Source organism: Pseudomonas sp. KNUC1026 (assembly GCF_021650705.1).
Lineage (GTDB): Bacteria > Pseudomonadota > Gammaproteobacteria > Pseudomonadales > Pseudomonadaceae > Aquipseudomonas.
On record NZ_CP087138.1, the window covers coordinates 2,118,235 to 2,141,648 of the forward strand.

Sequence of the window (23,414 nt, forward strand, 5' to 3'; positions counted from 1 at the left end):
TTCAGGCGAGTTCGCGTGCCGGTTGCGGTTCGGGTGCATGGGCGAGCTGGCGGTAAGCAGCGCCCGGGTGGTTGGCAGGCAACCGGGGGCCATCGCCGAACAGTTTTTCGCGCAAGGTGCCGGGGGCGTATTCGGTCTTGAAGGCGCCGCGCTTCTGCAGCTCGGGCACCAGCAGCTCCACCACGTCGCGGAAGGTTTCATGGGCCAACGCGTAGGCCAGGTTGAAGCCGTCCACGTCGGTCTCCTCCACCCACGCCTGCAACTCATCGGCAACCGTCTCGGCACTGCCCACAATCAACGGGCCGAAGCCACCGATGCCCACCCAGTCGGCCAGCTCCTGCACGGTCCACTGCTTGTTCGGGTCGGCGGTGGAGAAGGTTTCCACTGCCGAGCGGATTGCGTTGGTGTGCAGGTGCTCAAGCACTTGGTCGGGCTGGTACTGGCCGAAGTCGATGCCGGTCCACCCGGAGATCAGCGCCAGCGCCCCTTCATAGCTGGCGTAGCTTTTCAGCTCCTTCCACTTGGCCTGCGCCTTGGTATCGGTCTCATCGACGATCACCGTCTGCAAATTGAAGATCAGCACTTTGCGCGGGTCGCGGCCTGCCGCAGCGGCGCGTTGGCGAATGTCGGCCACGGTCTTTTTCAGCAGCACCTTCGATGGCGCCGCGACGAACACGCACTCGGCATGCCCGGCGGCAAAGTCCTTGCCGCGGCTCGAGGCGCCCGCCTGATACAGCACCGGCGTGCGCTGCGGCGACGGCTCGCACAGGTGAATGCCCGGCACCTGGAAGTGTTTGCCCCGATGGTTGATCGGATGCACCTTGCTCGGGTCGCTGAACACACGGCGCTCGCGATCACGCAGTATCGCGCCCTCCTCCCAACTGCCTTCGAACAGCTTGTAGAGCACTTCCAGGTACTCGTCGGCGTAGTCGTAACGGGCGTCGTGCTCGCTCAACGCCTTCTGCCCCAGGTTGCGCGCGCCGCTGTCCAGGTAGGAGGTGACGATGTTCCAGCCCACCCGCCCCTTGGTCAGGTGATCGAGGGTCGAGAGCCGCCGGGCGAAAGGGTATGGGTGCTCGAAGGTGAGCGATGCGGTCAGGCCGAAACCCAGATGCTCGGTGACCAGCGCCATCGGGGTGATCAACGCCAGCGGGTCGTTCACCGGCACCTGCGTGGCCTGGCGCAAGGCGGCGTCGCCGTTGCCGTTGAGCACGTCGTAAATGCCGATCACGTCGGCGATGGAAATGCCGTCGAACTTGCCGCGCTCAAGCAGTTTGGCGAGGTCTGTCCAGTACTCCAGGTCCTTGTATTGCCAGGAGCGATCACGCGGGTGCGCCCACAGGCCGGGGGCCTGGTGGCCGACGCAGTTCATTTCGAAGGCGTTGAGGCGGATTTCACGTGGCACGAGGGGGCTCCAGTCCGGGAAGGGGGTGGCTGGAGGTTGGGGTTACAGGAAGTGTGCCAATTTTATTTCTATTTCTAAATCATATGGTTAGAGTATTTTGGGTGATTGGCATGCATGTGGAGGGGCATTGTGTTTGTTAAGTGTTGGTGGGAGAACAGTTGGCGAGGGCGGGCAAGTGCGATCGGGGGGTTGTTGCCGCACAATCGAAACCACCCTTGATAGCCCGGATGTGCAAGGATGCTTTCATTACGCGGATAAAAAATAGGAAGACGCCATGGATGCAGTAATCCGACTTGCCAAACTTACCGATATCGATGCGATTTTCAAGATTCGAACCAGTGTTCGGGAAAATCACTTGTCTCAAGACCAGTTGATTGAGATAGGCGTAACGCCTGAAGCGATAAGTCAGGCAATTTCAGAGGCTCCGTGCGCCTGGATCGCTGAGGTCAATGATGTCCCGGTGGGTTTTTCGATGATCGATATTGAAGAGGGTTGCGTATTCGCGGTCTTCGTCTTGCCGGAATTCGAAGGATTTGGGTTGGGGCGCAATCTGATGCTAAAAGCAGAGGCTTTCCTATTTCAGCGCCATCGGACGATATGGCTGGAAACCGCAGAAGCAAGCCGCGCGAGCGGATTCTATAAAAACCTTGGCTGGCAGCCAGTGAGGAACCTACCTGAGGGGGACATTCGTTTCGAGAAGCGACTGAATTAAAGCGAGAATAAATGTACCGAGACGGTTGGATGGGCGCCCCGCCAATTAAGCAACGTGTGTCTGGCGGACGCTTATAAATAGCACAAGCGTTATGGATAGCTTTTCCTTGGTCAACGGCATCTTGGATAGCCAAAGGACTGTCGGTCAGGCTCTGCGAGCCCCCTGTTTTGATGAGGTGCAAGCGCTCTCTGCAGCGAGGCTGGATTTTATGAACGCCTCAAACCAGCCCGACTCCAAACCTTGCTCCGGTGATTAAAGCAAGCGTGCCGCCAGGGACGTTGGCTTCACCCTTTAACCAAGGAACCGTCATGACAGACCCACGTAACGTTGCCCACGATAAAAAAGTTCAGCAAGAAAAAAGAACCATGGCGAAGAAATCGCGCCCGATGCCGAACACGCACCTCAGCCAGGTATGAAGCCAGCGCTCAAGCATGACGATGACAAGCACGACAAGGATGCCTGACGTTTCATACTGGCCCAGGGAATGCTTGCCTTGTGGATGTTCGCCAAGCTGAATTCGAAAGCTGGCGAACGGTAACGGTCAAGGGTTCCCGGGCTTGGAGTTCGCTTTTTATCCGCACCAGCGTGCTGTCCAATCCCGATACGCTGAGGCCGCCGCCGCCAACAGTACGGCTGCTTGGGATTGCCCAGCCCAACAGCACCTCACGGCTACATGAAACCCAAGCCAAAAGCCACCCACAAAAAAGCCCTGACTGCGCAGGGCTCTGATGTTGAAATATGGCGGAAGCGTAGAGATTCGAACTCTCAGGATAGTTGCCCATCGGCGGTTTTCAAGACCGCTGCCTTAAACCCACTCGGCCACGCTTCCTCGTTTTGCGGGCGACATCTTACTGCAATCTGCGCCCCTGTCAATCACCGATCTCCACTCCACGCGCCCGCTCTGGTATGCTCGTTTTGCAACGAGGTGTTTCTATAACCCCTTTGTCACTTGCCGACGGCAGGAAGCCTTGATTCAATCGCAGCATCACTCAAGAGGAGTCTCGCCATGCGCGAACAGGACTACATCATCAACCAGCGATCGGAGGCCGCGCAAGGCGAGGTCAGCCGTGTGCTGCGCAACACCTATGGCCTGCTGGCGCTGACCCTGGCGTTCAGTGGCGTCATGGCTTTCATCTCCCAGCAGATGAACGTGCGTTATCCCAACGTTTTCATCGTGCTCATCGGTTTCTACGGCCTGTTCTTCCTGACCAACAAGCTGCGTGACTCGGCCTGGGGCATCGTCTCCACCTTTGCCCTCACCGGCTTCATGGGTTACATCCTGGGCCCGATACTCAACCGCTACCTGGGCATGCAAGGCGGCGCCGAGGTCGTAGGTTCGGCATTCGCCATGACGGCGCTGGTGTTCTGCGGTCTGTCGGCCTATGTGCTGATTACCCGCCGCGACATGAGCTTCCTGTCGGGCTTCATCACCGCAGGCTTCTTCGTGTTGCTGGGTGCTACCCTGGCCGGCCTGTTTTTCCAGATCAGCGGGCTGCAACTGGCGATCAGCGCAGGTTTCGTGCTGTTTTCCTCGGTCTGCATCCTGTTCCAGACCAGCGCCATCATTCATGGTGGTGAGCGGAACTACATCATGGCAACCGTCAGCCTGTATGTATCGATCTACAACCTGTTCGTGAGCCTGCTGCAAATCTTCGGCATCATGAGCAGCGACGACTGATCGAAACTGCACTAGCGAAAAGCCCGCCTCGGCGGGCTTTTTCGTGCCTGAAGGTTTAGAATCGCGGCATCTGCCACACCAGGTTCGCCATGAAATTCGCCATAGCCGTGTTCTCCCCTGCCCACTCGCCAGCGTCACGGCGCGCGTTGCGCTTCGCTCAGGCGGTGCTCGCCAAAGGGCACGGTGTCGAGCGGCTGTTCTTCTACCAGGATGGCGTGCACAGCGCCTCGGCGAATGTGGTCTTCCCGCAGGATGAAGCCGACATTGCGGCGCAGTGGCGGGCCTTCATCGCTGAGCATTCGCTTGATGCGGTGGTGTGCATCGCTGCAGCGTTGCGCCGGGGCGTGCTCGATGAACAGGAGGCCGCCCGCTATCAACGGCCCGCGGCCAACCTCCCAACGCCGTGGGTGCTGTCCGGGCTGGGGCAATTGCATGAAGCCGCGCAAACGGCTGATCGCTTCGTCAGCTTCGGGGGTGTTTGAATGGCCAGGTCTGTATTGATCGTGACCCGCCAGGCCCCTTGGGCAGGCCCCGCCGCGCGGGAGGCACTGGATATCGCATTGGCCGGCGGCGCCTTCGACCTGCCGCTGGGCATGCTCTTTCTCGACGATGGCGTGTTCCAGCTGCAACCCGGCCAGGCGCCCCAGGCGCTCGAGCAAAAAAACCTCGCCGCGAACCTGCAAGCGCTGCCGATGTTCGGCGTGGAGGAGCTCTACGCCTGCGCCCACAGCCTGGCGGTGCGAGGTTTGCCAGCCGGCTCGCTGAGCTTGCCCGTGCAGATACTGGACAGCGACGCGCTGAAAGCCCTGCTCGGGCGCTTCGATGAAGTGATCACCCTTTGATGACGACTTTGCACGTGCTCTCCCATTCACCTTTCACAGACAACCGCCTCGACAGCTGCCTGCGCCTGCTGGGCCTTGAGGACGGTGTGCTGCTGTGTGGCGATGCCACTTACGCGCTACGCACCCCGGATGCCTTGAAGGGCGCGCGGCTCTTCGTGCTGGCCGAAGATGCCGAGGCGCGTGGCCTGGAAGTGCCACCGCCAGCCCAGGCGATCGACTACTCGGGGTTCGTTGAGCTCGCATTGGCCTACGATAAAGTGAACACCTGGCTATGAGCCCGTCGATGACCGTGAAAGCCGAGGAAGTTGCGCTCGACAAGGACGGCTTTCTGCTGGACCTGTCACAGTGGTCGCCGGCGGTGGCACAGGCCCTGGCCGCCAACGCCGCAATCGAGTTGACTGACGCTCACTGGGAGGTGCTGCATCTGTTGCGCCGCTTCCACAGCGAATATCAGCTCTCACCCGCCACTCGCCCGCTGATCAAGTATTGCGCACTGCACCTTGGCCCGGAAAAGGGCAACAGCGCACACCTCAACCGCCTGTTCAACGGCACCCCTGCCGAGCTTGCAGCCAAGCTCGCCGGGCTGCCCAAGCCGACCAATTGCATATGAATACGCCATCTGATCTGCAGCTCACCACGCCCGAGGAACACCCCTTCGCGGTGTTCGTGCGCATCCTCGGAAAAGGCAAACGGGGCGCCCGCAGCCTTACCCGCGATGAAGCGCGCCAAGCCATGGGCATGCTGCTCGATGGTGAGGCCGAGGCCACACAACTGGGTGCCTTCCTGATGCTGCTGCGGCACAAGGAAGAAAGCCCCGAAGAGCTGGCCGGCTTCACTGAGGCTGTGCGTGCGCGGCTGCCGAATCTGGCGTTCAGTGCCGATATCGACTGGCCCAGCTATGCCGGCAAGAAGCGCCACCTGCCCTGGTACCTGCTCGCAGCCAAGTGCCTGGCCGGCAGTGGTTTACGCATCTTCATGCATGGCGGCGGTGCGCACACCGCAGGCCGCCTTTACACGGAGCAACTGCTCGGGCCGCTGGGCATCCCGGTATGCCGCAGCTGGGCCGGCGTAGGCCAGGCCCTGGACAGCGAGCACCTGGCCTTCATGCCCTTGGTTGACTGGGCGCCGGCGCTTCAGCACATGATCGACCTGCGTAACACCCTGGGCCTGCGCTCGCCCATTCACTCACTGGCGCGCGTGCTGAACCCCCTTGGCGCTCGCCTGGGCCTGCAAAGCATCTTCCACCCCGGCTATCAGGCAGTGCACCGCGAAGCCAGCCAGTTGCTCGGCGACACCTCGATCGTGGTCAAGGGCGATGGCGGCGAGATCGAAGTGAACCCCGACAGCCCCTGCCACCTCTACGGCACCACTGGCGGGCAGAACTGGGATGAAGAGTGGCCGGCCATGGCTGCCCAGCGCCATGTGAAACCGGCCAGCCTTGAGGTGGAACAACTGCTGGCCGTCTGGGAAGGCCATGAAGAAGACAGCTACGGCGAAAAGGCGGTGCTGGCGACCATGGCGCTTGCCTTACGAGGCCTGGGGAGCCCGCCGAGCAGGCCTTCAGCCACGCCCAGGCGTTGTGGGCACAACGCGCGCGCTGAGAATCGCCTTGCCCTTGCGCGCGGCAACACCCTCGGCCTGGCCATCGCGCTGTTTGCCCAGCCGGGCCTGGCTCATCAGCTGAGGTATCAGCGGCCCTTCGGGCAGGTGTTGCCAGAACCGCTCGGGCATGTGGCCCTGCATCGCCTTGGGGTTCAAGCGCGCAGGGTTGAAGATGTGCTGGTAATACGCCAACCACAATGCCTGCCCGGCATCTGCCTCGCCATGCGCGAGCGCTCGCCACTCCGGGGGACATTCGCGGCGATAGTCCAGCGACTGCCCATCGAACGCCAAGCCGTCAGTGGGCGTTGCGATCAACCAGCGTTGCTGGCCCATGCGCCCGATAAAATGCTCGCCTACCTCAGCCAGCACATCGTGAGCCGGCACGTGCCAGGCGGTGAACAGCTCGCCGCGCTGGGTAAAGCGCAAGAATGCATGCACGTGGTGAATTTCCCGCCGTACCTGTTTGATCCGCCTGTGCAATTCGCTGCCCAGGCTATCGCCGGCGAGCATTGCGGTGCGATCTCCATGGGCGACGCGCCATAGCACTTCATAGAGCAGGCTCCAGCGCTGCGGGCCGATGAAGCAGGCGGCCTGCTTCAGCAAGTCGAGCAAGGAGCGTGGCACCCGCAGCAGGAAAGGCCCAGCACCTTCGGGCAGCCCCTCACCGCCGAAGAACAGATCATCGGCGCCCTCCCAGCTCACATCGGCAGGGTCGATGCCGTGAGCGAGCAGTTGCCGCGCTTGTTGCCGCCAGGTGGCAAAGCCATCGCAATCGAGGCAGATCATCCGAACAGCCCCATTTGCTGGGGTGGCGGCGTGTCGCGCAGTTGTTGGCGCAAGATCGCACTCGGCACTTCGGACTGGCGCGGGTGGTAATCACTGGTGACGATAAAAGGCTTGGCCTTGGCCAGCACGCGACGCAGGCGGGTCAGGTCGTCATAACGGATCCGCCGCTCACGCCGCAGCGCGACCAGGCGCTCGGTGGTGCGCAGGCCGATGCCGGGCACGCGGGCGATCAGCGAAGCGTCGGCCTGGTTCAAATCCAGCGGGAAGTGCTCACGGTGCGCCAGCGCCCACGCCAGTTCGGGGTCGATGTCCAAGGCCAGGTCGCCTGGTCCGGATAGGAGTTCGGCAGCTTCGTAGCCATAGCCCCGCAACAGAAAGTCGGCCTGGTACAGGCGGTGCTCCCGCAGCAAGGGCGCGGCCGCGTGCGGCACGCTGGAGGGGCTTTGCGGGATGGGGCTGAAGGCCGAGTAGTACACCCGGCGTAGCCGGTAGCCTTGATACAGCGCCTCGGCGCTGCGCAGGATCACGCTGTCATCGCTGCTGTCAGCGCCGATGATCATCTGCGTGCTTTGCCCCGCCGGGGCGAAGGCAGGTGCGCGAGCATGGCCCGCAACGGCTTGCTGCCCTCGGTCGATAGTGCCCATGGCCGCACGAATGGTTGCGCCCTGTTTCTCTGGCGCCAGCCTGCGCAGGCCGCTTTCACTGGGCAATTCGATGTTGACGCTCAAGCGGTCGGCGTAGCGGCCGGCGGCTTCGATCAACATCGGGTCCGCTTCAGGAATGGTCTTGAGGTGGATGTAACCCCGGAACCCATGCTCCTCGCGCAGCAACCGCGCCACCTCCACCAACTGCTCCATGGTGTAATCCGGCGAGCGGATGATGCCTGAACTCAGGAACAACCCACTGACGCAATTACGCCGGTAGAAGTCCAGCGTCAACCGCACCACTTCCTCAGGCGTGAAGCGCGCTCGCGGCACATCGCTGCTACGGCGGTTCACGCAGTATTGGCAGTCGTACAGGCAGAAGTTGGTGAGCAGCACTTTGAGCAATGACACACAGCGACCGTCAGGCGTGTAGCTGTGGCAGATGCCCATGCCCGTGGTAGCACCGAGCCCGGCCTTGCCGGCGGAGCTGCGCTTGGGCGCACCGCTGCTGGCGCAGGAGGCGTCATATTTGGCGGCGTCGGCGAGGATGCTGAGTTTATCGATCAGTTCCATGGCTACATATACAGTGGTTTTTCATACAGTATATTGCAGCCAGGCCTGGATCAAGCGCCGCTAGTCAGTAGATGTTCTTCGAGAACAGCGTAAACGGGGTTTTGAGCAGGATCTTCACGTCCAACCATAGTGACCAGTGATTGATGTAGGCAAGGTCTCGCTCCAGCCTGCCCTGCATCTTTTCCAGGGTTTCGGTTTCGCCGCGGAACCCGCTGACCTGCGCAAGGCCAGTGATACCCGGTTTGATGCGGTGGCGGGCCATATCGGCAGTGAGCTTGTCGCCGTAGTAGTCGTTGTGGGCGACAGCATGCGGCCGCGGCCCTACCAAGGCCATCTCGCCACGTAGTACGTTGATCAACTGCGGGAGCTCATCCAGCGAACTGCGCCGCAGGAACGCCCCGACCGCCGTTACGCGGCTGTCGTTGCGAGTCGCCTGGCGAACCTCCTGATCATCGTGCACCCGCATCGAGCGAAATTTGTACACCTGGATCACCTGGCCATTACATCCGTCGCGGCCCTGGCGGAAGAACACCGGGCCAGGCGAAGACAACTTCACTGCAGCTGCAGCGGCCAGCAGCACTGGCGACAGGGCAATGATGGCGAGCAAAGCCAGCGAACGGTCGATCAGTTCCTTGCCGAATGCCGCTGCAGGATGCGAGCTCAGCGGAGTTTCGTTCAGGTAAATGGCCGGGAACTGCTCGATCTGGGAGACCGATTGATTGAGCAGCATCATGCTGCCGAAGTCAGGCACCCACACCACGTCTACGGCAAGGTCGAGCAAGTCCACATAGATCGACTCGATCTGCACCATCCGGTCCAACGGCAAGGTGATATAGACGCGGCGTACTTGTTCGCGCTGAACGATGCCACGCAACATGCTCATGTCGCCCAAGCGATCCAGGCCCGGGACGTTAGCCCCTTCCGGGGCGATCAGGCCCAGTACCGGAACACGTGGTTTGAGTTGACGGGCCAGCTTCCCAGCCAGCTCGCCTTCACCAATGATGAGCGCAGTGCGAACCATGCGCAGCCGGCGGCTATGGCGGTTGAGCAGCCAACGCAATGGCAGGAAGCTGGCTGCCTGAGCCAGGAAGCCAACTACCATCAATTCGGTCGCCAATTCAGGTTCCAGCTCCAGAGGGCTGCCACTGGCCATCAGTAACAGGCCGAGTGTGCCGATCAGTACCGACCACCCTGCCAGCAACCGCAGCAAGCCGGCAGCGTGGTTCAGTCGCTTGTGATAGACGTGCAGGAACCCGTAGATTGGGAATGAAGCCAGCATGCCCAGGATCATCAACACGCGGTAAGCCGGGGCTATGGTGCCGGTTTCCACCACCAGCAATATGCAGAGCATTACCCGGCCAACACGGTGCCGGAGGTCCACATGGCCCAGAAAGTCAGGCCACGACGATTTGCCATCGGGTGCAGACGAGGAGCGATCATCGCAAGGTTCTCCATGACCAGGCACGGCGAGCCGCTGCGCGTGATACCAGGACAAGGCTGGATCTCAGGCAGGCTACCGCCACGACAGGGGACGTCGAAGTAAGGGGATCAGGCTGGAAGGGTGTGAAAGGTGCTGCTCACTGCATGAAGCAGCGATCGCGTGATGTTATGTAGCCATATATTTTCGTGCAATGCAGCGAATGAAAATTATGTGAAATTTTTTAGCAAAAATACGCTAAAACAATGGCTTACATCATTTTAATAAAGCTACACATCAATTCCATTTAGTCAAATTAATGACAAAAAAGCCGTCTTTTTAGAAAAAGACGGCTTTCTGGCAGATTAGGGTCGGTATCCCGGCGTCAGCTCTGTGGCGCTTGCAGGCTGAGTACTACCTTGCCGATACAAGGGCATTCGTCCATGTAACGATGCGCCTCCACGAATTGCTCGAAAGGAAAGACGCGCGCCGGTTGCGGTGCGATCACTCGGTCGGCGGTCAGCTGGTTGATCTGCGTGAGCGCTTTGCGCGTGGCCGCCTCGTCCTGCGGAATGTCGAGCTCCGGCTTGCCGGTGAAGTTGCCCAGGCAGTGCAGGTGCAGTTGCAGGCTCTTCTGGAACGCCGCACAGGCCGGCAAGGAAGTCTGGTTACCGCCTTGCAGCCCATACAGTATCAGGCTGCCGCGCGGCGCCATCAGGTCACCGAGCATCGACATCTGCGGGCCGCCAAGGCCGTCGAACACCATGTTCACGCCGCGCCCGTCGGTGTATTTGCCGACCTGAGTGACCAGGTCCTGCTCCTCGGTGGCAATTACCTTGTCAGCGCCGAGCGCCAGCAATGCTTCACGCTGTTCGCTGGTTTTGCTCACCGCAATCACCTTCACCCCCAGCGCCTTGCCCAGTTGCACGAACGCAGGGCCGGCGCAGTAGCTGGCGCAAGTGACCAGCGCACTCTGCCCCGGCTGCGCACGGGCAAGCTCGACGTAAGCGAACCAGGCAATCAACAACGGTGTGTAGTGCACGGCTGCCTGTTCGGGTGTGAGCACGTCGGGGTAACGCACCAGTGCCTGGGCAGGCAGCACCGCTACCTCACCGTAGACCGGGTGTTCATTGGCACTGGCGGCCGGAAAGCTGGCGACGGCATCGCCCACCTTGAAACCTTCGACGCCCTCGCCCACGGCAGTGACCACACCGGCCATTTCCTGGCCAAGGCTGGCTGGCAAGCGGGCCTGGGAAGGCGCCAGGTTCTGGCGCCAGAGCACGTCGTACCAGGTCACGCCGATAGCGGCCACTCGCACTTGCACTTCGCCGGGGGCGGGCAAACGGGCCTCGTGCTCTTCGCACTTCAAGACCTCCGCCGGGCCGAACTTGTGAAAACGAATTGTGCGGGGCATCACGAACCTCGTCTCATGACCTCTAATGGCTTGCAGATTATCCGGGCTTTAAGTGAGGCACCATCGGCGCAGGTTAATAGTCACCATGCCTGGCATTGATCCTCACACACCCGAACGCGTGTTACTGTCACATTCCCGATGCAGATTAACAGCTTTTGGCCGTAATATTCGACGTCTGCGCCCACCCCTGAGCATGAAGCCCGCCGATGAATCGCAACGACCTGCGCCGTGTCGACCTGAACTTGCTGATCGTTTTCGAAACGCTGATGCACGAGCGCAGCGTGACTCGCGCCGCGGAGAAGCTGTTCCTTGGCCAGCCGGCGATCAGTGCAGCGTTGTCACGCCTGCGCACCCTGTTCGATGACCCGCTGTTCGTGCGCACCGGCCGCAGCATGGAACCTACCGCCCGGGCGCTGGAGATCGGCGCCCTGCTCTCGCCTGCGCTCGACTCGATCTCCACTGCCGTCAGCCGAGCAGCCGAATTCGACCCCGCCACCAGCACAGCAGTGTTTCGTGTGGGGCTGTCCGACGATGTGGAATTCGCGTTGCTGCCACAACTGCTCAAGCGCCTGCGCGCCGAAGCGCCGGGCATCGTGCTGGTGGTGCGCCGTACCAACTACATTCTGATGCCCGCCCTGCTTGCATCTGGCGAGATTTCGGTAGGCGTGAGCTACACCAGCGACCTGCCAGCCAACGCCAAGCGCAAAGTGCTCCGCCGCAGCCGCCCTCGCCTGCTGCGCGCCGACAGCATGCCTGGCAGCATCAGCCTCGACGACTTCTGCTCACGGCCTCATGCCCTGGTATCGTTCGCGGGCGACCTCTCCGGCTTCATCGATGAAGAACTGGAAAAGATCGGTCGCGAGCGGCACGTGGTGCTCGCGGTGCCGCAGTTCAACGGGCTGGGGTCACTGCTCGCGGGCACGGACATCATTGCCACGGTGCCTGACTACACCGCAGACAGCCTTACTGCAGCCGGGGGGTTGAGGGCTGAAGATGTGCCAATTGGTACGCGTACCTTCGAGCTGCACATGGCTTGGCGTGGGTCGCAGGATAACGACCCGGCGGAGAGGTGGTTGAGGTCGCGGTTGCAGATGTTTTTTGGGGATCCTGAGAGTCTTTAGGCCTCATAGGACAGGCTGTTCTTCGTAAGGGGGCGGCGACCACACTGGACTGGCCCCTACAAAACCGGACGCAGGCACCCCGTCAACTTGATGCCGTCTTCATGCACCTGAACTCTCTCGGAGAGCGGTATTTCCACACGCTGTGTGGATGCTACTCGTTGTAATGTTCGAAAGCGATTGCCAGGTTGCGTAACGCCGTTTCGCGGTTCGGGCGAGGCATGTGGGCCACGTAGTCGCGCTTGATGGTCTTCACAAAGCTCTCGGCCATCCCGTTGCTCTGCGGACTGCGAACCGGCGTCGTGACAGGCTGCAAGCCGATTTGCTGTGCAAAGAGCCGAGTCTGCTCTGCGATATAGGCCGAGCCATTATCGCCCAGCCACTGCACAGGCGTGCTGGGGAGCTGATCACCAAACCGCTTCTCTACGCTTTCCAGCATCAGATAACGTACGTCGTCGCCAATGTACCCAGTGGGCTGGCCACCCAGCCAATCGCCTCTCGGTCGCTGCAGTCCAGCGCGAAGCTCACACTCAGCTTGGTGCCGTCGTCGCAGCGAAATTCAAACCCATCGGAACACCATCGAGTATTGCTGGTAGCAACAGCGACGCGGCCCTCATGCTTGCGAGCAGTACCAGGCTGTTTCACACGGCGTACCAGCAGCAACTTATGGTCACGCATCACTCGGTAGACTTGCTTCACATTGATCGCAGGCAATGCCAATTGCTCTCGGGAGCGGCGCAGCAAGCCCCACATTCGGCGATAGCCATACGTGGGCAGATCCCCAAAATACTCCCTAATTTCAGCAACTACAGCCGTGTCATCCGAATGCCTGGCACGTCGTGCCTTTGGCTGCGCGCCTTGTTTGAGCCGAACCGTTAACTGGGAGCGCGACACACCGAGACTTTCGCTGGCCAGCTTCACTGGTCGTCCCCCGGCAACAAGAGTGAGTGCGCAATCCATTTTCGCGAACGAGCGATCTCCACGGCCTCTTTGAGCACTTCGGCTTCCATGGTCTTTTTGCCGAGCATTCGTTGGAGTTCGCGGATTTGCTTTAACGCATCGTTCAGCTCATAAGCCGGAACAACGGCTTCGCCGGCACTGACCGCTGACAAGCTGCCTTCTTGGTAAAGCTTGCGCCACAGGAAAAGCTGGTTGGCATTTATGCCGTTGCGCCTGGCGACCACCGAAACGCTTTGCCCGGGTTCCAGGCTTTCGCGCACCATGGCCAGCTTCTGCTCGGGGCTCCAGCGCCGCCGGCGCTCCTGGCCAAGCAGTTCGCCGCCACCCTTATCGTTGCTGTTAGTCATAAACATACCCGTTTGCCTACTCTTATCCTAAGGAGAGGCACGGTGTCCTGTCTTTCAAGGGGCTCGTTCAAACGTCTGTATGCATGGAAATTCTTTGTGTGTACCCAGTCATTCAGCTCAGTGGTGAGGACTGACCTGGACGCCGCTCAAGACATGATGGATATGCGTGACTTTCAAGCTGTACGCACAATGGTCGGTAGCAACATTCTCTCTCATCAAGCAAGCGCACTTACTGGGCGAGCTCTCCAGTGCTCGCAGCTTCTACGCTGTAATTTTGGCCTACTGCAGAGACTTCGAAGCCGCCGATCGCGAGATGGCATTGATCGCACTGTTTCGCGGAGGGTTCGCTGATGCCCAACGCCATGAGTTCGACTCCCAACTGAGCTTGATCGGAGACATTCGAGCGGGTCGAGTAACGTAGCCTGAACATTGGTGCCCTTCCGCGTGGGGGACATTCCGCGATCGTGTACCTGGAAGTGGTGTAGCTCATTCTGCGGTGCTATTGAGCGCCCTCCCCACCTATGCTTGATAAGCAGAAAACCAAGATTGACCTCGTAAGGATTATTCCTTACCCTTCAATCAATACATCCGGGAGAACACCCATGCCTGCCATCCACGAAATCGCTACGTTGACCTCGAAGGGACAGGTCACACTGCCCAAATCCGTTCGCCAACTGCTGGGCATTGACACAGGTGGCAAAATTGCATTCGACGTACGAGGCGGTGAAATTGTGGTCAGCCGCGTAGAAACCACCCACGAAGACCCTGCCATCGGTGCATTCCTGGGTTTGCTGGAGGCTGATATCCGAGGCGGCCGCAACCTCACCACTCTGCCGGAGGACTTGGCGCAAACCATGCTCGCCAATGCAAACCACTCCATAAACCTGGACGAAGATATCGATGGTGAGGTCGCGGTCTGATGCTGCGACATGGCTGGACACTGTTGTTCCATGAAGGTGTGATTTTACAGCTACGCAAATTGCAAGAAGCCGCCGCCCGAGCCGAGCAGAACGATCCGCAAGGTTTTGAGAGCAACGCCAACGTCAAGCTGTTTCGGGCGCTGAGTCATCTGATCATGGAAGCTGTGCCTATGGATCCGGGCCGTGATGAGTTCCGCCAAGGCAATACGCTGGGCACCGCCTACCGACATTGGCGCCGTGCAAAAATCGGCAGGCGCTTTCGGCTGTTCTTTCGCTACGACTCAAGGTCCAAGGTCATCGTCTATGCATGGGTCAACGACGAAAACACCCTACGCTCCGCAGGCAGCAAATCCGCCCCCTACGCGGTCTTCGAGAAGATGCTGGGCCGCGGCAACCCTCCTGATGACTGGGATGCGCTGACTGCTGCGACGCGTAGCGACTGGGACGAGCCCAAAACATAAATTGCGCGAGTGGGTGAGGTATTGCACGTTTGAAACCGATCCCCCCTCGTTGCGTCCACTGGTATCCACTCGTGGCTGGTGCTGAAAGGGGCACATCTAAGGTTAAAAATCCAGTGCCGCAGGCGGTAAGATTTTTGCGAGGTTTTCAGCCCTCTCCGGGAACGAATCCTGTGATTGCCAGATGATCTGACCGCCAAAATCCAAATGCTCTGCGACGCGAACGGCGTACACAGCGCTATCTTCTTTCTGCCGGCCAAGCCAGTGATATCAGCTCCTCACCGCCATTAACGCTTCGACAGGCTCGCAAAATGCTGTGGCGCGATGGTCTCATTAGCTTGCGTAATGCGGTGTTCGCGACAACCGCTTTCAGACAGGACCAAACTGAGGGCCCTACCCTCAAAGTACCTGGCGAACCCGCGCGACCACCTCCTCCACCGCCGCCTCCACGCGGCCTTCATTACGGCACAACGCCAAACCATGGCGTTGCGCCGCCTGTTCGAAGGCCTGGGTGCAGGCCGCGTGCTCCTCGACATGCTGCAGCACCGTGCTGCCCAGCCCGCGGGTACGAGCTGCGGCCCTGGCCCAGGAAATCTCCGGCGCAGTAGTGATGCCCATGTGCAGGTCCGGCACCCTTACCCGCCGCTCGAGGTTCAGTTGCAGCACCTGCTCGAACGGCAGCAAGCGCCGAAAGGCGGCATCGGAAGGATACCAGCGGTCCATCAGCACGATGCAACCCGAAGGCTGGCGTGGCAGCACCTGCTGAGAAATCCATGCGCGGCTGTCTGCGAGGCGTTGGCACACTTCAAGTTCCAGCGCGGGGTCGGGGTGCCTCGCCAGCTGATTGACCATGGCCATGGTAGGGCCGCGTTGTGGGTCGCAGTTTTTTTCGCTCAGGCGCACCACTTTGTGCCCACATGCGCGCAAGGCGTGGGTTGCCGCTTCCAGCACCGTAGTTTTGCCGGTGCCCTTGGGGCCGTCGAGGCAGATGAAGCGCACGTTTGGGTCGGAGGCTGTCAGAGGCAGAGGGCTCACCGGTTGGTTGAGTGGCGGGTAATCAGCGGCGGATTTTATATCAATGCAGAGCCGTTCAGCAGCCTTGCCAAAACGCATGCCCGGCACGGGCCTGGCGCTAGCCAGCTGCGGATAGCCGGCTTGAATAGGGGCAACGTCGCACGCCATGCTGACGGTGTTCGCCCAGAGCATGATGGGAACCGTCAAAAGCACCTACCCTGCCACCCTATTAGAAGCTTGATCCTCGAAAACTGACCACCCGATCCCACGGAAGCACCCCACATGCCTGTCGATTTCAGACCCGCTCAAGCTTCGGACGCATACGACATTGCGCGTTTCTTTCAACTGACATCGGAGGGCATGGCCGACTACATATGGTGCAAGCTTGCCGCCCCGGGAGAAGCATTGTTGAGTGTGGGCACATCTCGCTATGCCAGGGAGCAGGGCGACTTTTCTTACAGGAACTGCCTGATGGCGACTTTCGAAGAGCGCGTCATCGGCATGATGCATAGCTATGCTCTGCGCGAAGCTCTTGACCGGCCTGCCGAGACCGACCCGATCCTGGCGCCTTATTCCGAGATGGAAGTACCTGACACCTTGTACATTTCCAGCCTTGCTCTGGATGAGGCCTGGCGCAGCCAGGGATTGGGCGTCCAGTTTCTTCACTACGCCCAGAAGCGCGCCGAGGACGCTGGCCTGAATGGCCTATGCCTGATCGATTATGCAGAGAACCACGGTGCACGCCGCTTCTACGAACGCCACGGTTTTCAAATTGTTAAAACCTGCCAGATCGTTCCGCACCCGATGCTGCGTGTGACTGGCGAGGCCTATTTGATGTATCGCCCCAATCACAACGTGCTCGAGAAAAAACCATGAACAACAAACTGACCGTATTTCGCGAACTGGATATTCAACCGGTGCGCGACCTTCCCTTCTTTGAAAAAGTCGTGGAAGGCACCCCTCACACGCTGACGTCCAAGTACTATCACGATGAACAGCAAGGTCGTATTTCCGGTGAGTGGGAAGCCAGCGTCGGGGCGTGGAGCATCGACTACAAGGTCTGGGAGTTCTGCCATGTCCTGAGTGGGCGCTGCGTCATCGAGCTTGAAGGTTGCGCCCCGGCCACACTGGCCGCTGGCGACACGTTCATTATCGAACCGGGCGCCAAGGGCAAATGGACCGTGCTCGAAGACATGAAAAAGAACTTCGTGATCCTCTTGCCCGCGAACTAGGCAAGCCAGATTTGGGCGTATGCTTTATCTTCCCGAAGAAAATACCGGGCTGCAGGTATGGAGCTCGGTGGCAAGCACGAAAACGGCCGGAGGCGAGCGGGCAACGACATGGCGCCCTGCCCGGGGGAATGTCTGGACACCCCGGCAGCCTGTTTAACAGCGCTGCCTGAAGCAGCACACCCATCCCCGACTCAACTGCCGTCTAGCTATACCAGGACGCTGAAATGGACACCGCTTTTCAAACACTCGCACTCAAGCTCGGCATCCAACTGCCGGAACGCTTTTCAGCACTGCTCGACCTAGCGCATTCAGGCACAGGAGCCATGCGCAGCGTGGAGGATTTGTTTTGGCTCGATGCCGAAGAGGCCGAGCGTGAGATCGATGAGTGGCTTAATCCCGAAGACCAGCAAGGGCGAACATTTCTGCCGTTCGCGAACAATGGTAGCGGTGAACCCTGGTGTTTCGTGCAACTGGAAACCGGCATGGCCGGGATTACGCAAGCACTGCATTATGGTCAGCTCACAAGCCTTGCTCACACCGATATCTCTTCATGGGTGGCAAGCCAATACATAGGCCTCGCCACAGATGTGACCCGGCTATCCCATCAAAAAGACGTTGGCATGGCACTCATGCATGAGGGGCAATCGCTTCACCCTGTATTGCTGCCGGCAGACTGTGCGCTGCTGGCCGACCTGTTTTCCAGGCCCTGCGTGGCCCTGGCATTCAAGGATGGCCCCAGGAGCCTCCCGAGAACAGTCAACGCCTTTATTTCTCGGGAAGAAGAGAAAGCATTGCTGCAAAGGCTCGAGCAGCCGGCCCCCATTGAATTCGCAGTTCTGCGTGACTGGATGCGCTGAGCACCGCTGGCATCTGCAGAACGACAACGGAGTACCCATGAGCGAAAAACAACCCTGCCGTATTTGCGCGAAGTTGATACTGCCAACCACGGCTGCTCGCAACGATGGAATGTGCATGCCTTGCAAAGGCGGCTATCGGCAAAATATCGAAGACGGCAAACTCCGGGGCGAAGAGCACAGGCGTTACCTTGCGAGCGCGGAGGCTTTGTATTGGAACGCACTGGTCGGGCGCGTCCACCACTCTCCCGAGGGGCTCTCAGAGTTGGCATTGGCAGAACAGCATTATTACGCAGTCAGCGCATTACAGGGTGAGGTGTACAACGGCGGCCTCGATCAATACTTCGGCAACTCCTCGGGAGATCACTACGCCAGCGCTTGCGCGGGGCTTCTGGAACTTGGGGCAACGCAGACGCTGGCCCTGCTCCATGAGGCGAAACACCTGCTGTTCGGTGCCCAGCCGGTACCCACCGAACAAGCCTTGCGCCAACTGAGCATGCCCACCTACGCAGACGAACGGGACCTTGATTGCGAAGCCGCACTGGATGCCCTCGACACGCAATTTTACCTCGACGCCGAACAACTCAACGAGCGCCTGCTGAGGTACGCCCGCGAGCACCGGTTGTTCGAAATGGAAGTTGAGTGACTGTCAGCCTTGCATGGCGTTGAGCCCGACGCCCGCGAGATAACGCACCTGCTCATCGCTATCCTGTGTAACCCTGCACAGGCCCTCGATTGCCCGAAGCACGTCGCAAGGTTGCATGCCGCTGTTATTCAACCCACTCACAGCATGGCGGCGAATGGCGACGTGGGGTGAAGACAGGCCACGCAAGGCTTCGCTGACATCAGCAGCAGTAGTGTCGATTCTGCCGCAAGCGGCTTCAAGGGCTTCTTCAACCGCAGGCCCAAGTTCAGGGCGCTGATCAAGCAGGCGCTCAAGGGGCCTGTAGCTCAGCACCAGTGGCCGCACGCCCCGCCAGCGGAAACCGCCGAAGTCAGCGCAGATGCCCGCGACCGCGAGTTCAGGTGATTGCTGCACGAGCCAGTCGACATCTCCGAGATAACCCAGGGCCGTTGCGCACCAATGGCGTGTCGGCCGCTCGGCGCCCTCCACTGCCTGCCGCCGGAGGGCCTGGACCACGGGCTGGTCGGCAATGCCCGCCAGCCCGAGAATCCGCGCCGCCGGTGTGGGTTCCGTGTGCCCATTGACCTGCTCGATAAGCGCAGCCTGTGCGGGGCGGCTATTGGCAATCAACCAGCGCTCTGCGTATTCCGCCGACACGCCGTCATGATGGTGCAAGCGCCCGACGTAGAAAGCCGCCTGCTCGGCATACGGCAAGGCAGAGACGTTGCGCAAGGTATTTTCGATGCCCCATTCGACAGGGAAATTATCCTCGAACTGCTGGCGCGTCAGGCTGCGTCGGGCCAGGGCAATATCGCCAGCGAAGTCATGGAAAAACACAACGAAGCCAGGCGCCACATTCGGGTGCTGGCAGAAATGCCGGCCCAGCGCCCTGGCGGCACGGCTCACAGTGACCAGAAAGCGCCGCTCAGCCGCTTGCCATTGGCGCGCGCCAAGCCGGTTGGCATGGGCTTGCAACTCATCGTCAAGGGGCGTGAACGGCTCGGCAGCGCAGATTTCCCAATCCCACTGCCAATCCGCCGGGTTCCACTTCACCGAACCGAAGCTTTGATCTTGCTCATCGGGGCAGCTTTGGCTGAGTGCTTGCAGGCTGTTTGCGGCAAAGCTGGGCAGCGACAGCACAGCCTCTTCTTCCCGGTAGCTGGCGTGAAATGCCGCAGCGTACAGTGGGCTACAGCCTTCATCGAGCAATGTTTGCAAGCTATGCCTGGCGGCGTCGAACAGCGCCCGCTCCAAAGCTTTCCAGTTCATCATCGCTCTCAGCTCCCTTCAAACAGCCCCAGATAGCGCAAGCCGTTGTAACTGTTTTCAGGCGGGATGCTGAGCACGCCATCACCGTCGGTATACCAGAACGTCGCATTGGCCTCTGCAATGCCTAACGCTGCGCAAGCGGCCATGGCCCTCGCCCAGTCGCTCGGATCGATGGGGGCGTCCTTCAGGATTTCTTCGACCGCAACCGGCTTGGCGCGCCGCGCGATGATGCCGATGAAATCTTCGTCGTACCACTTGGCACCGACATCCCTGCAGAAGCCACACACACGGTACGCAGGATCATCAAAATCGCCTTCCACGGAATAGTCCAATTCGAAGTATTTTTGATATTCGCTTTCTGGCGTAAAGTTGGTGCCTACCCAAACATGCACCTTTTCATAGTTTTCCAGGTTATACGTATTCACTGAATGCTCCATGCCTGCCAGCGCCGCGATAAAAGCCTATTGAAGGTTAGCCACTGCCCTTTTCGCAGCTTCGGCTTTGAGCGCTTTGGTTTTACCGTACTCTGCCAGCAGCTCCAACGTATGTTTACCAGCGTTGGGATGGTTGAGCAGATACTCGTGCAGCAATTTGTTGCCGGCTTTGACGAGTTGCAAAACAACCGCGGTGTCGTTGTACTCTTGTTCGAAACGCATCATCTGGCTTTCCAATCGATAATGATCTTCAGCCGTTTGCTCGGACGTGTCCTGGGCGAAAACCTGTACCCGTAGCTCATCCCGCTCAAGCACATGCACAAACAAGAATACGGTGGTCACAAAGGTCAGGTAGTTGCGATTGGTCGCGGTTTCCGGAAGGTACACTTGCGAGCAGAAATGAAACAGCTGCCCGTTACAGGCAGGGATGCTGGCTTCTGACGCTTTCCACTTGGGTGGGCGGCGCAAAAAGAGAATGTCTTTCTTCTTGAGCATGTCGACACAAGCACGCTCGGTATCTTCCCCCTTGCGGCTGAACATCACGCCTTCATTTTGCGAGAGTGGATGATAGATCAGTGCACCATTGTGCAGTTGCTTTTCTATGACCAGGTAATGAACCTGCTGCAACCTGCCATATCTGGGGTGGACCTCACCCGTAAAAACGGTACCGCCAAACAGGTAGAGCTCCCTTTCAATCTGGCTACCCAAAATCTCCAGATCTGCCTGCGCGAGTGTTATTCGCTCGATGAAGACCGCCTGATTACCCTGTATCTGCGGCCAGGGAATATCCAGCATCGGGTCTTCGCCGTGCATGTTTACGGCAATCATGGCTGCTTCAGGTGCTGCACTCATACTATCGACCTCTCCCGATCAGCAGGATGTATCCTAATAGTGATGGCTATCGCTACGCTCAACTACGAATCGAGGATATTCTCGGATTGCAATTGCGTACCCGCCTGCCTTGCCTGAGTGCTGCGATCAGGCAAGGCTGCAACCTTACTTCTGCTCGAGGAATTCGGTCAGGAATGCCTGCGGGCGGCCCGTCATGGACAACTCATCGTTATAGACGACGCGCAGCTCATGGCTCTCACCCGGCAAGTAAAGCTCGCCAACGTCCCGATCCAGCCGCAATACTTCGTAGCGCTTGCCGTCTCGCTGGACGGAATAACGCGTGTCCTTGTTGGTTTTTTCCACGGCCATTTTCTGAATGCGCAGGTTCCACTCGTTGTCTACACCCGCCACTTGAACCAGTGCTTCATTGGCAGCACGATCACCGATACGCAAGATCCAGACCTTGACGCCCATCTCGCCGCTGTAGGCGAAAATCTTGTCAGCGATTTCCGGGCGCGCCTCCTCGGCCATCGCAACGGACGAACCCAACAAGCAGACACTGAAAAGCACTGCCCAAACACTCCTGATTACCGACATCGATCGTCTTCCTTAGCGAAAAAAGTCCGAAATTATACATAATTTGAAACCATTAATAAAGAGCGAGTATTACAACAAACTCACTGCAAAACCCGCACCTAAAACAAACTTGCGCCAGGCGTGCTGACTTTTATTACAGCCGCTCGATCCTGAAGTCCCACCGATCAAAGTTTGCGCCATTCGGCACAGCCGGTAACGACTCGACGGCAGTAACACCTAACTGATACACGTTCTGAGAAAGCTCCGCACCAAGCTGGTTAAAACCGGTGATGCTCAATGAATAAAACCCCGGCTCGATATCGAGATAGTCGTTATTTCCCAAACGATCAGAGAGCCGGGCTTTGTAATTCAGGAAAAATTCCGGGTCCCAATCCATCAGCGCATGCAAATCCGCAATCAATAACAGGCCGCTGACGACATTCAGTGGAATATCCTCGTATCGAAAAACCGCCTCGTTGCTCTGCTCGAAAGGACGCATGCGCTCATCGCGCAAACGAAACACATAATTTTCTTCGGGAATGGGATACATGGGCACCACCGCCCCGCTCTGCACGGCCAGGCTGCCTATGTTGCTTTGTTCGACGAAAATCTCAAAGACATTGGAATCATCAGGGCAATGTTCGGCGATGAAGCGGCTCAACACGGCCGGATCGAAAATAACCACACCGGGAATAAAGGCCTCTATCTGTGCCTCTGTTTTCATCCGTTGCCCCCACAGGTTGAACCATCATTTCAAAAGGCGATCCCACATGGCGACGATCCGCCCTGCAATTCTCGGGATCATACCCACATCCACGCGCTGCACCCTATCACTGGAGCACCACATGAAATATGACGATGCCTCTTGGCATTACGGAGGCACCTTTCCGGCGGAGCTGCCCGAAGCAGCGGGTGCCACCCATATCGGTATGTTCCTGGCATGGATGCTGATGAATGACCTTGCCAGTGAAGAGCTCGAAGAAGACGCCGAGAGCGAACTGGCCCAACTCAAGGATCGCACCCTCACCGGCGCACGATTCCTGATGACTGTACTGGACGAAAAACTGACCGACGAAGAGTTCTCCGAGACCGGCAATGCATTCGCCGTCGCTTATTACCAAGGGCTGAACAACGACAGCCGTTACGTCGACGACTACCTGCTGACATTCGGCGCCAGCATTGAAGGCCTCTACCATGTTGAGGACAGCTGGGCCCATTACGACCAGCTGAGTGGTGTGATAGGCGCACGCTTTGGGGCCTGGCAGGCGGCTGGCCAGCCCGAATATATCGTTTGAAGGGCTCAGCGCCCCGCAGTGAGTGCCTTCTGATGGATCTGCCTTACACCAGCAAAAACCCGCCTGCCAGCACTGAAGCGATCACGCTGGCCATGCAGCAATGCACTATAGAACCGCGCGCCTGGATATGTGGATTCTGGGCACAGTGCGACGGCGCGATGATTATCGACCTCGTGCAGATTTACTCCACTGACATGATTACCGAACGCCAGCAGACTTACGAAATTGCGGCTTACTTTCCTGATCATCTGCTTGTGGGTGACGACTCCGGCGGGCGCCTGATTTTGCTGGAGCGCTCCGGAAAGCATCGGTTTTACCTGCAGGACTCAGGGGACCCGTTCATAGATGATGCAATGGCTTTTTCATCCATCGACGACTTGATCAAGGCTGTTGCCAGTGAGCCATGAC

The 23,414-nt window shown here is 59.2% G+C and carries 26 protein-coding genes, 1 tRNA gene and 2 pseudogenes; 16 read left to right on the top strand and 13 right to left on the bottom strand.

Translation table 11 applies throughout. The features are described from left to right. Position 1: 1 nt before the first annotated feature. A complete protein-coding gene (locus tag LN139_RS09710; RefSeq protein ID WP_236359710.1) occupies positions 2-1,405 on the bottom strand; it encodes an LLM class flavin-dependent oxidoreductase in 1,404 nt (467 codons plus the stop codon). A gap of 274 nt (positions 1,406-1,679) precedes the next feature. Here LN139_RS09710 and LN139_RS09715 point away from each other — a divergent pair, with 274 nt between their 5' ends. Continuing rightward, entirely contained in the window at positions 1,680-2,117 is a 438-nt protein-coding gene (locus tag LN139_RS09715) for a GNAT family N-acetyltransferase (RefSeq protein WP_236359711.1), read from the top strand. 739 nt (positions 2,118-2,856) lie between these two features. Here the strand turns inward: LN139_RS09715 and LN139_RS09720 are convergent. After that, positions 2,857-2,946: transfer RNA gene (locus LN139_RS09720), tRNA-Ser, on the bottom strand. A 177-nt stretch (positions 2,947-3,123) separates the two neighbouring features. Between LN139_RS09720 and LN139_RS09725 the strand changes: the two genes are divergently transcribed. The 6 genes and pseudogenes from LN139_RS09725 (at position 3,124) to LN139_RS09750 (ending at position 6,238) form a co-directional block, all read left to right on the top strand. Further along, the gene (locus LN139_RS09725; RefSeq protein WP_236359712.1) at positions 3,124-3,795 is read left to right on the top strand and encodes a Bax inhibitor-1/YccA family protein; all 672 of its coding nucleotides are present in this window, start codon (positions 3,124-3,126) and stop codon (positions 3,793-3,795) included. An 89-nt stretch (positions 3,796-3,884) separates the two neighbouring features. Continuing rightward, complete coding sequence (gene tusD, locus LN139_RS09730) at positions 3,885-4,277, top strand: sulfurtransferase complex subunit TusD (RefSeq protein ID WP_236359713.1); 393 nt, start codon at positions 3,885-3,887, stop codon at positions 4,275-4,277. Continuing rightward, the gene (gene tusC, locus LN139_RS09735; RefSeq protein ID WP_236359714.1) at positions 4,278-4,637 is read left to right on the top strand and encodes a sulfurtransferase complex subunit TusC; all 360 of its coding nucleotides are present in this window, start codon (positions 4,278-4,280) and stop codon (positions 4,635-4,637) included. Continuing rightward, complete coding sequence (gene tusB / locus LN139_RS09740) at positions 4,637-4,912, top strand: sulfurtransferase complex subunit TusB (protein ID WP_236359715.1); 276 nt, start codon at positions 4,637-4,639, stop codon at positions 4,910-4,912. Before tusC ends, tusB begins: the two co-directional genes overlap by 1 nt. A gap of 8 nt (positions 4,913-4,920) precedes the next feature. Continuing rightward, the gene (locus tag LN139_RS09745; protein WP_442964401.1) at positions 4,921-5,247 is read left to right on the top strand and encodes a TusE/DsrC/DsvC family sulfur relay protein; all 327 of its coding nucleotides are present in this window, start codon (positions 4,921-4,923) and stop codon (positions 5,245-5,247) included. Then, positions 5,244-6,238 (top strand): annotated as a pseudogene (locus LN139_RS09750) (glycosyl transferase family protein). The gene LN139_RS09745 and the pseudogene LN139_RS09750 overlap by 4 nt, the downstream one beginning before the upstream one ends. Here the strand turns inward: LN139_RS09750 and LN139_RS09755 are convergent. From LN139_RS09755 to LN139_RS09770, 4 genes are all read right to left on the bottom strand, one after another. Then, complete coding sequence (locus LN139_RS09755) at positions 6,198-7,025, bottom strand: TIGR03915 family putative DNA repair protein (protein WP_236359717.1); 828 nt, start codon at positions 7,023-7,025, stop codon at positions 6,198-6,200. The pseudogene LN139_RS09750 and the gene LN139_RS09755 sit on opposite strands and share 41 nt — an antisense overlap. Next, entirely contained in the window at positions 7,022-8,242 is a 1,221-nt protein-coding gene (locus LN139_RS09760) for a putative DNA modification/repair radical SAM protein (RefSeq protein WP_236359718.1), read from the bottom strand. The genes LN139_RS09755 and LN139_RS09760 overlap by 4 nt, the downstream gene beginning before the upstream one ends. Before the next feature lie 64 nt (positions 8,243-8,306). After that, a complete protein-coding gene (locus tag LN139_RS09765) occupies positions 8,307-9,593 on the bottom strand; it encodes an exopolysaccharide biosynthesis polyprenyl glycosylphosphotransferase (RefSeq protein WP_236359719.1) in 1,287 nt (428 codons plus the stop codon). Between the two features lie 451 nt (positions 9,594-10,044). Continuing rightward, positions 10,045-11,073: a zinc-dependent alcohol dehydrogenase family protein gene (locus LN139_RS09770; protein ID WP_236359720.1), complete on the bottom strand. Its 1,029-nt coding sequence runs from the start codon at positions 11,071-11,073 to the stop codon at positions 10,045-10,047. 206 nt (positions 11,074-11,279) lie between these two features. Here LN139_RS09770 and LN139_RS09775 point away from each other — a divergent pair, with 206 nt between their 5' ends. Then, positions 11,280-12,194 carry a LysR family transcriptional regulator gene (locus tag LN139_RS09775; protein WP_236359721.1) on the top strand — a complete coding sequence of 305 codons (915 nt, stop codon included), beginning with the start codon at positions 11,280-11,282 and terminating at the stop codon, positions 12,192-12,194. Between the two features lie 82 nt (positions 12,195-12,276). On the opposite strand, the pseudogene LN139_RS09780 reads toward LN139_RS09775, so the two are convergent. Then, a pseudogene (locus LN139_RS09780) lies at positions 12,277-13,498 on the bottom strand (IS3 family transposase). A 602-nt stretch (positions 13,499-14,100) separates the two neighbouring features. On the opposite strand from LN139_RS09780, the gene LN139_RS09785 reads away from it, so the two are divergent. Continuing rightward, complete coding sequence (locus LN139_RS09785; RefSeq protein ID WP_236359722.1) at positions 14,101-14,418, top strand: type II toxin-antitoxin system PrlF family antitoxin; 318 nt, start codon at positions 14,101-14,103, stop codon at positions 14,416-14,418. Further along, positions 14,418-14,879, top strand: a complete 462-nt coding sequence (locus tag LN139_RS09790; protein ID WP_236359723.1) for a type II toxin-antitoxin system YhaV family toxin — start codon at positions 14,418-14,420, stop codon at positions 14,877-14,879. Before LN139_RS09785 ends, LN139_RS09790 begins: the two co-directional genes overlap by 1 nt. A gap of 396 nt (positions 14,880-15,275) precedes the next feature. On the opposite strand, the gene LN139_RS09795 is transcribed toward LN139_RS09790, so the two are convergent. Next, on the bottom strand, positions 15,276-15,875 hold the full coding sequence (locus LN139_RS09795; protein WP_236359724.1) for a dTMP kinase: 600 nt from the start codon (positions 15,873-15,875) through the stop codon (positions 15,276-15,278). Positions 15,876-16,172: 297 nt separating this feature from the next. Here LN139_RS09795 and LN139_RS09800 point away from each other — a divergent pair, with 297 nt between their 5' ends. From LN139_RS09800 to LN139_RS09815, 4 genes are all read left to right on the top strand, one after another. Beyond that, positions 16,173-16,766, top strand: coding sequence for a GNAT family N-acetyltransferase (locus LN139_RS09800; protein ID WP_236359725.1), 594 nt, complete (start codon positions 16,173-16,175; stop codon positions 16,764-16,766). Then, on the top strand, positions 16,763-17,122 hold the full coding sequence (locus tag LN139_RS09805; RefSeq protein WP_236359726.1) for a cupin domain-containing protein: 360 nt from the start codon (positions 16,763-16,765) through the stop codon (positions 17,120-17,122). Before LN139_RS09800 ends, LN139_RS09805 begins: the two co-directional genes overlap by 4 nt. Before the next feature lie 224 nt (positions 17,123-17,346). Beyond that, entirely contained in the window at positions 17,347-17,979 is a 633-nt protein-coding gene (locus tag LN139_RS09810; RefSeq protein WP_236359727.1) for an SMI1/KNR4 family protein, read from the top strand. A gap of 37 nt (positions 17,980-18,016) precedes the next feature. Then, positions 18,017-18,622 (top strand): DMP19 family protein, encoded by a 606-nt coding sequence (locus LN139_RS09815; protein ID WP_236359728.1) that lies wholly within the window; start codon positions 18,017-18,019, stop codon positions 18,620-18,622. A 3-nt stretch (positions 18,623-18,625) separates the two neighbouring features. On the opposite strand, the gene LN139_RS09820 is transcribed toward LN139_RS09815, so the two are convergent. The 5 genes from LN139_RS09820 to LN139_RS09840 form a co-directional block, all read right to left on the bottom strand. Continuing rightward, positions 18,626-19,873, bottom strand: coding sequence for a DUF4303 domain-containing protein (locus LN139_RS09820; protein ID WP_236359729.1), 1,248 nt, complete (start codon positions 19,871-19,873; stop codon positions 18,626-18,628). 5 nt (positions 19,874-19,878) lie between these two features. Then, a complete protein-coding gene (locus LN139_RS09825; protein WP_236359730.1) occupies positions 19,879-20,295 on the bottom strand; it encodes an immunity 22 family protein in 417 nt (138 codons plus the stop codon). Positions 20,296-20,331: 36 nt separating this feature from the next. Then, the gene (locus LN139_RS09830) at positions 20,332-21,156 is read right to left on the bottom strand and encodes a hypothetical protein (protein WP_236359731.1); all 825 of its coding nucleotides are present in this window, start codon (positions 21,154-21,156) and stop codon (positions 20,332-20,334) included. A 144-nt stretch (positions 21,157-21,300) separates the two neighbouring features. Then, entirely contained in the window at positions 21,301-21,705 is a 405-nt protein-coding gene (locus LN139_RS09835; RefSeq protein ID WP_329611029.1) for a hypothetical protein, read from the bottom strand. 160 nt (positions 21,706-21,865) lie between these two features. Further along, positions 21,866-22,435 (bottom strand): hypothetical protein, encoded by a 570-nt coding sequence (locus tag LN139_RS09840; RefSeq protein WP_236359733.1) that lies wholly within the window; start codon positions 22,433-22,435, stop codon positions 21,866-21,868. A 121-nt stretch (positions 22,436-22,556) separates the two neighbouring features. Here LN139_RS09840 and LN139_RS09845 point away from each other — a divergent pair, with 121 nt between their 5' ends. Further along, positions 22,557-23,006, top strand: coding sequence for a DUF7832 domain-containing protein (locus tag LN139_RS09845; RefSeq protein WP_236359734.1), 450 nt, complete (start codon positions 22,557-22,559; stop codon positions 23,004-23,006). 32 nt (positions 23,007-23,038) lie between these two features. Continuing rightward, a complete protein-coding gene (locus LN139_RS09850; RefSeq protein ID WP_236359735.1) occupies positions 23,039-23,413 on the top strand; it encodes a hypothetical protein in 375 nt (124 codons plus the stop codon). The last annotated feature ends 1 nt before the right edge of the window (position 23,414 follow it).

Excerpts from the sequence above, each read along its gene's own strand:
- tusB (WP_236359715.1), top strand. The coding sequence starts at position 4,637 with ATGACGACTTTGCACGTGCTCTCCCATTCACCTTTCACAGACAACCGC.
- LN139_RS09770 (WP_236359720.1), bottom strand. The coding sequence starts at position 11,073 with ATGCCCCGCACAATTCGTTTTCACAAGTTCGGCCCGGCGGAGGTCTTG.
- LN139_RS09725 (WP_236359712.1), top strand. The coding sequence starts at position 3,124 with ATGCGCGAACAGGACTACATCATCAACCAGCGATCGGAGGCCGCGCAA.
- LN139_RS09845 (WP_236359734.1), top strand. The coding sequence starts at position 22,557 with ATGAAATATGACGATGCCTCTTGGCATTACGGAGGCACCTTTCCGGCG.
- LN139_RS09805 (WP_236359726.1), top strand. The coding sequence starts at position 16,763 with ATGAACAACAAACTGACCGTATTTCGCGAACTGGATATTCAACCGGTG.
- LN139_RS09775 (WP_236359721.1), top strand. The coding sequence starts at position 11,280 with ATGAATCGCAACGACCTGCGCCGTGTCGACCTGAACTTGCTGATCGTT.
- LN139_RS09810 (WP_236359727.1), top strand. The coding sequence starts at position 17,347 with ATGGACACCGCTTTTCAAACACTCGCACTCAAGCTCGGCATCCAACTG.
- LN139_RS09745 (WP_442964401.1), top strand. The coding sequence starts at position 4,921 with ATGACCGTGAAAGCCGAGGAAGTTGCGCTCGACAAGGACGGCTTTCTG.
- LN139_RS09715 (WP_236359711.1), top strand. The coding sequence starts at position 1,680 with ATGGATGCAGTAATCCGACTTGCCAAACTTACCGATATCGATGCGATT.
- LN139_RS09800 (WP_236359725.1), top strand. The coding sequence starts at position 16,173 with ATGCCTGTCGATTTCAGACCCGCTCAAGCTTCGGACGCATACGACATT.
- tusD (WP_236359713.1), top strand. The coding sequence starts at position 3,885 with ATGAAATTCGCCATAGCCGTGTTCTCCCCTGCCCACTCGCCAGCGTCA.
- LN139_RS09760 (WP_236359718.1), bottom strand. The coding sequence starts at position 8,242 with ATGGAACTGATCGATAAACTCAGCATCCTCGCCGACGCCGCCAAATAT.
- LN139_RS09765 (WP_236359719.1), bottom strand. The coding sequence starts at position 9,593 with ATGCTCTGCATATTGCTGGTGGTGGAAACCGGCACCATAGCCCCGGCT.
- LN139_RS09840 (WP_236359733.1), bottom strand. The coding sequence starts at position 22,435 with ATGAAAACAGAGGCACAGATAGAGGCCTTTATTCCCGGTGTGGTTATT.
- LN139_RS09790 (WP_236359723.1), top strand. The coding sequence starts at position 14,418 with ATGCTGCGACATGGCTGGACACTGTTGTTCCATGAAGGTGTGATTTTA.
- LN139_RS09850 (WP_236359735.1), top strand. The coding sequence starts at position 23,039 with ATGGATCTGCCTTACACCAGCAAAAACCCGCCTGCCAGCACTGAAGCG.
- LN139_RS09755 (WP_236359717.1), bottom strand. The coding sequence starts at position 7,025 with ATGATCTGCCTCGATTGCGATGGCTTTGCCACCTGGCGGCAACAAGCG.
- tusC (WP_236359714.1), top strand. The coding sequence starts at position 4,278 with ATGGCCAGGTCTGTATTGATCGTGACCCGCCAGGCCCCTTGGGCAGGC.
- LN139_RS09815 (WP_236359728.1), top strand. The coding sequence starts at position 18,017 with ATGAGCGAAAAACAACCCTGCCGTATTTGCGCGAAGTTGATACTGCCA.
- LN139_RS09785 (WP_236359722.1), top strand. The coding sequence starts at position 14,101 with ATGCCTGCCATCCACGAAATCGCTACGTTGACCTCGAAGGGACAGGTC.
- LN139_RS09830 (WP_236359731.1), bottom strand. The coding sequence starts at position 21,156 with ATGAGTGCAGCACCTGAAGCAGCCATGATTGCCGTAAACATGCACGGC.
- LN139_RS09820 (WP_236359729.1), bottom strand. The coding sequence starts at position 19,873 with ATGATGAACTGGAAAGCTTTGGAGCGGGCGCTGTTCGACGCCGCCAGG.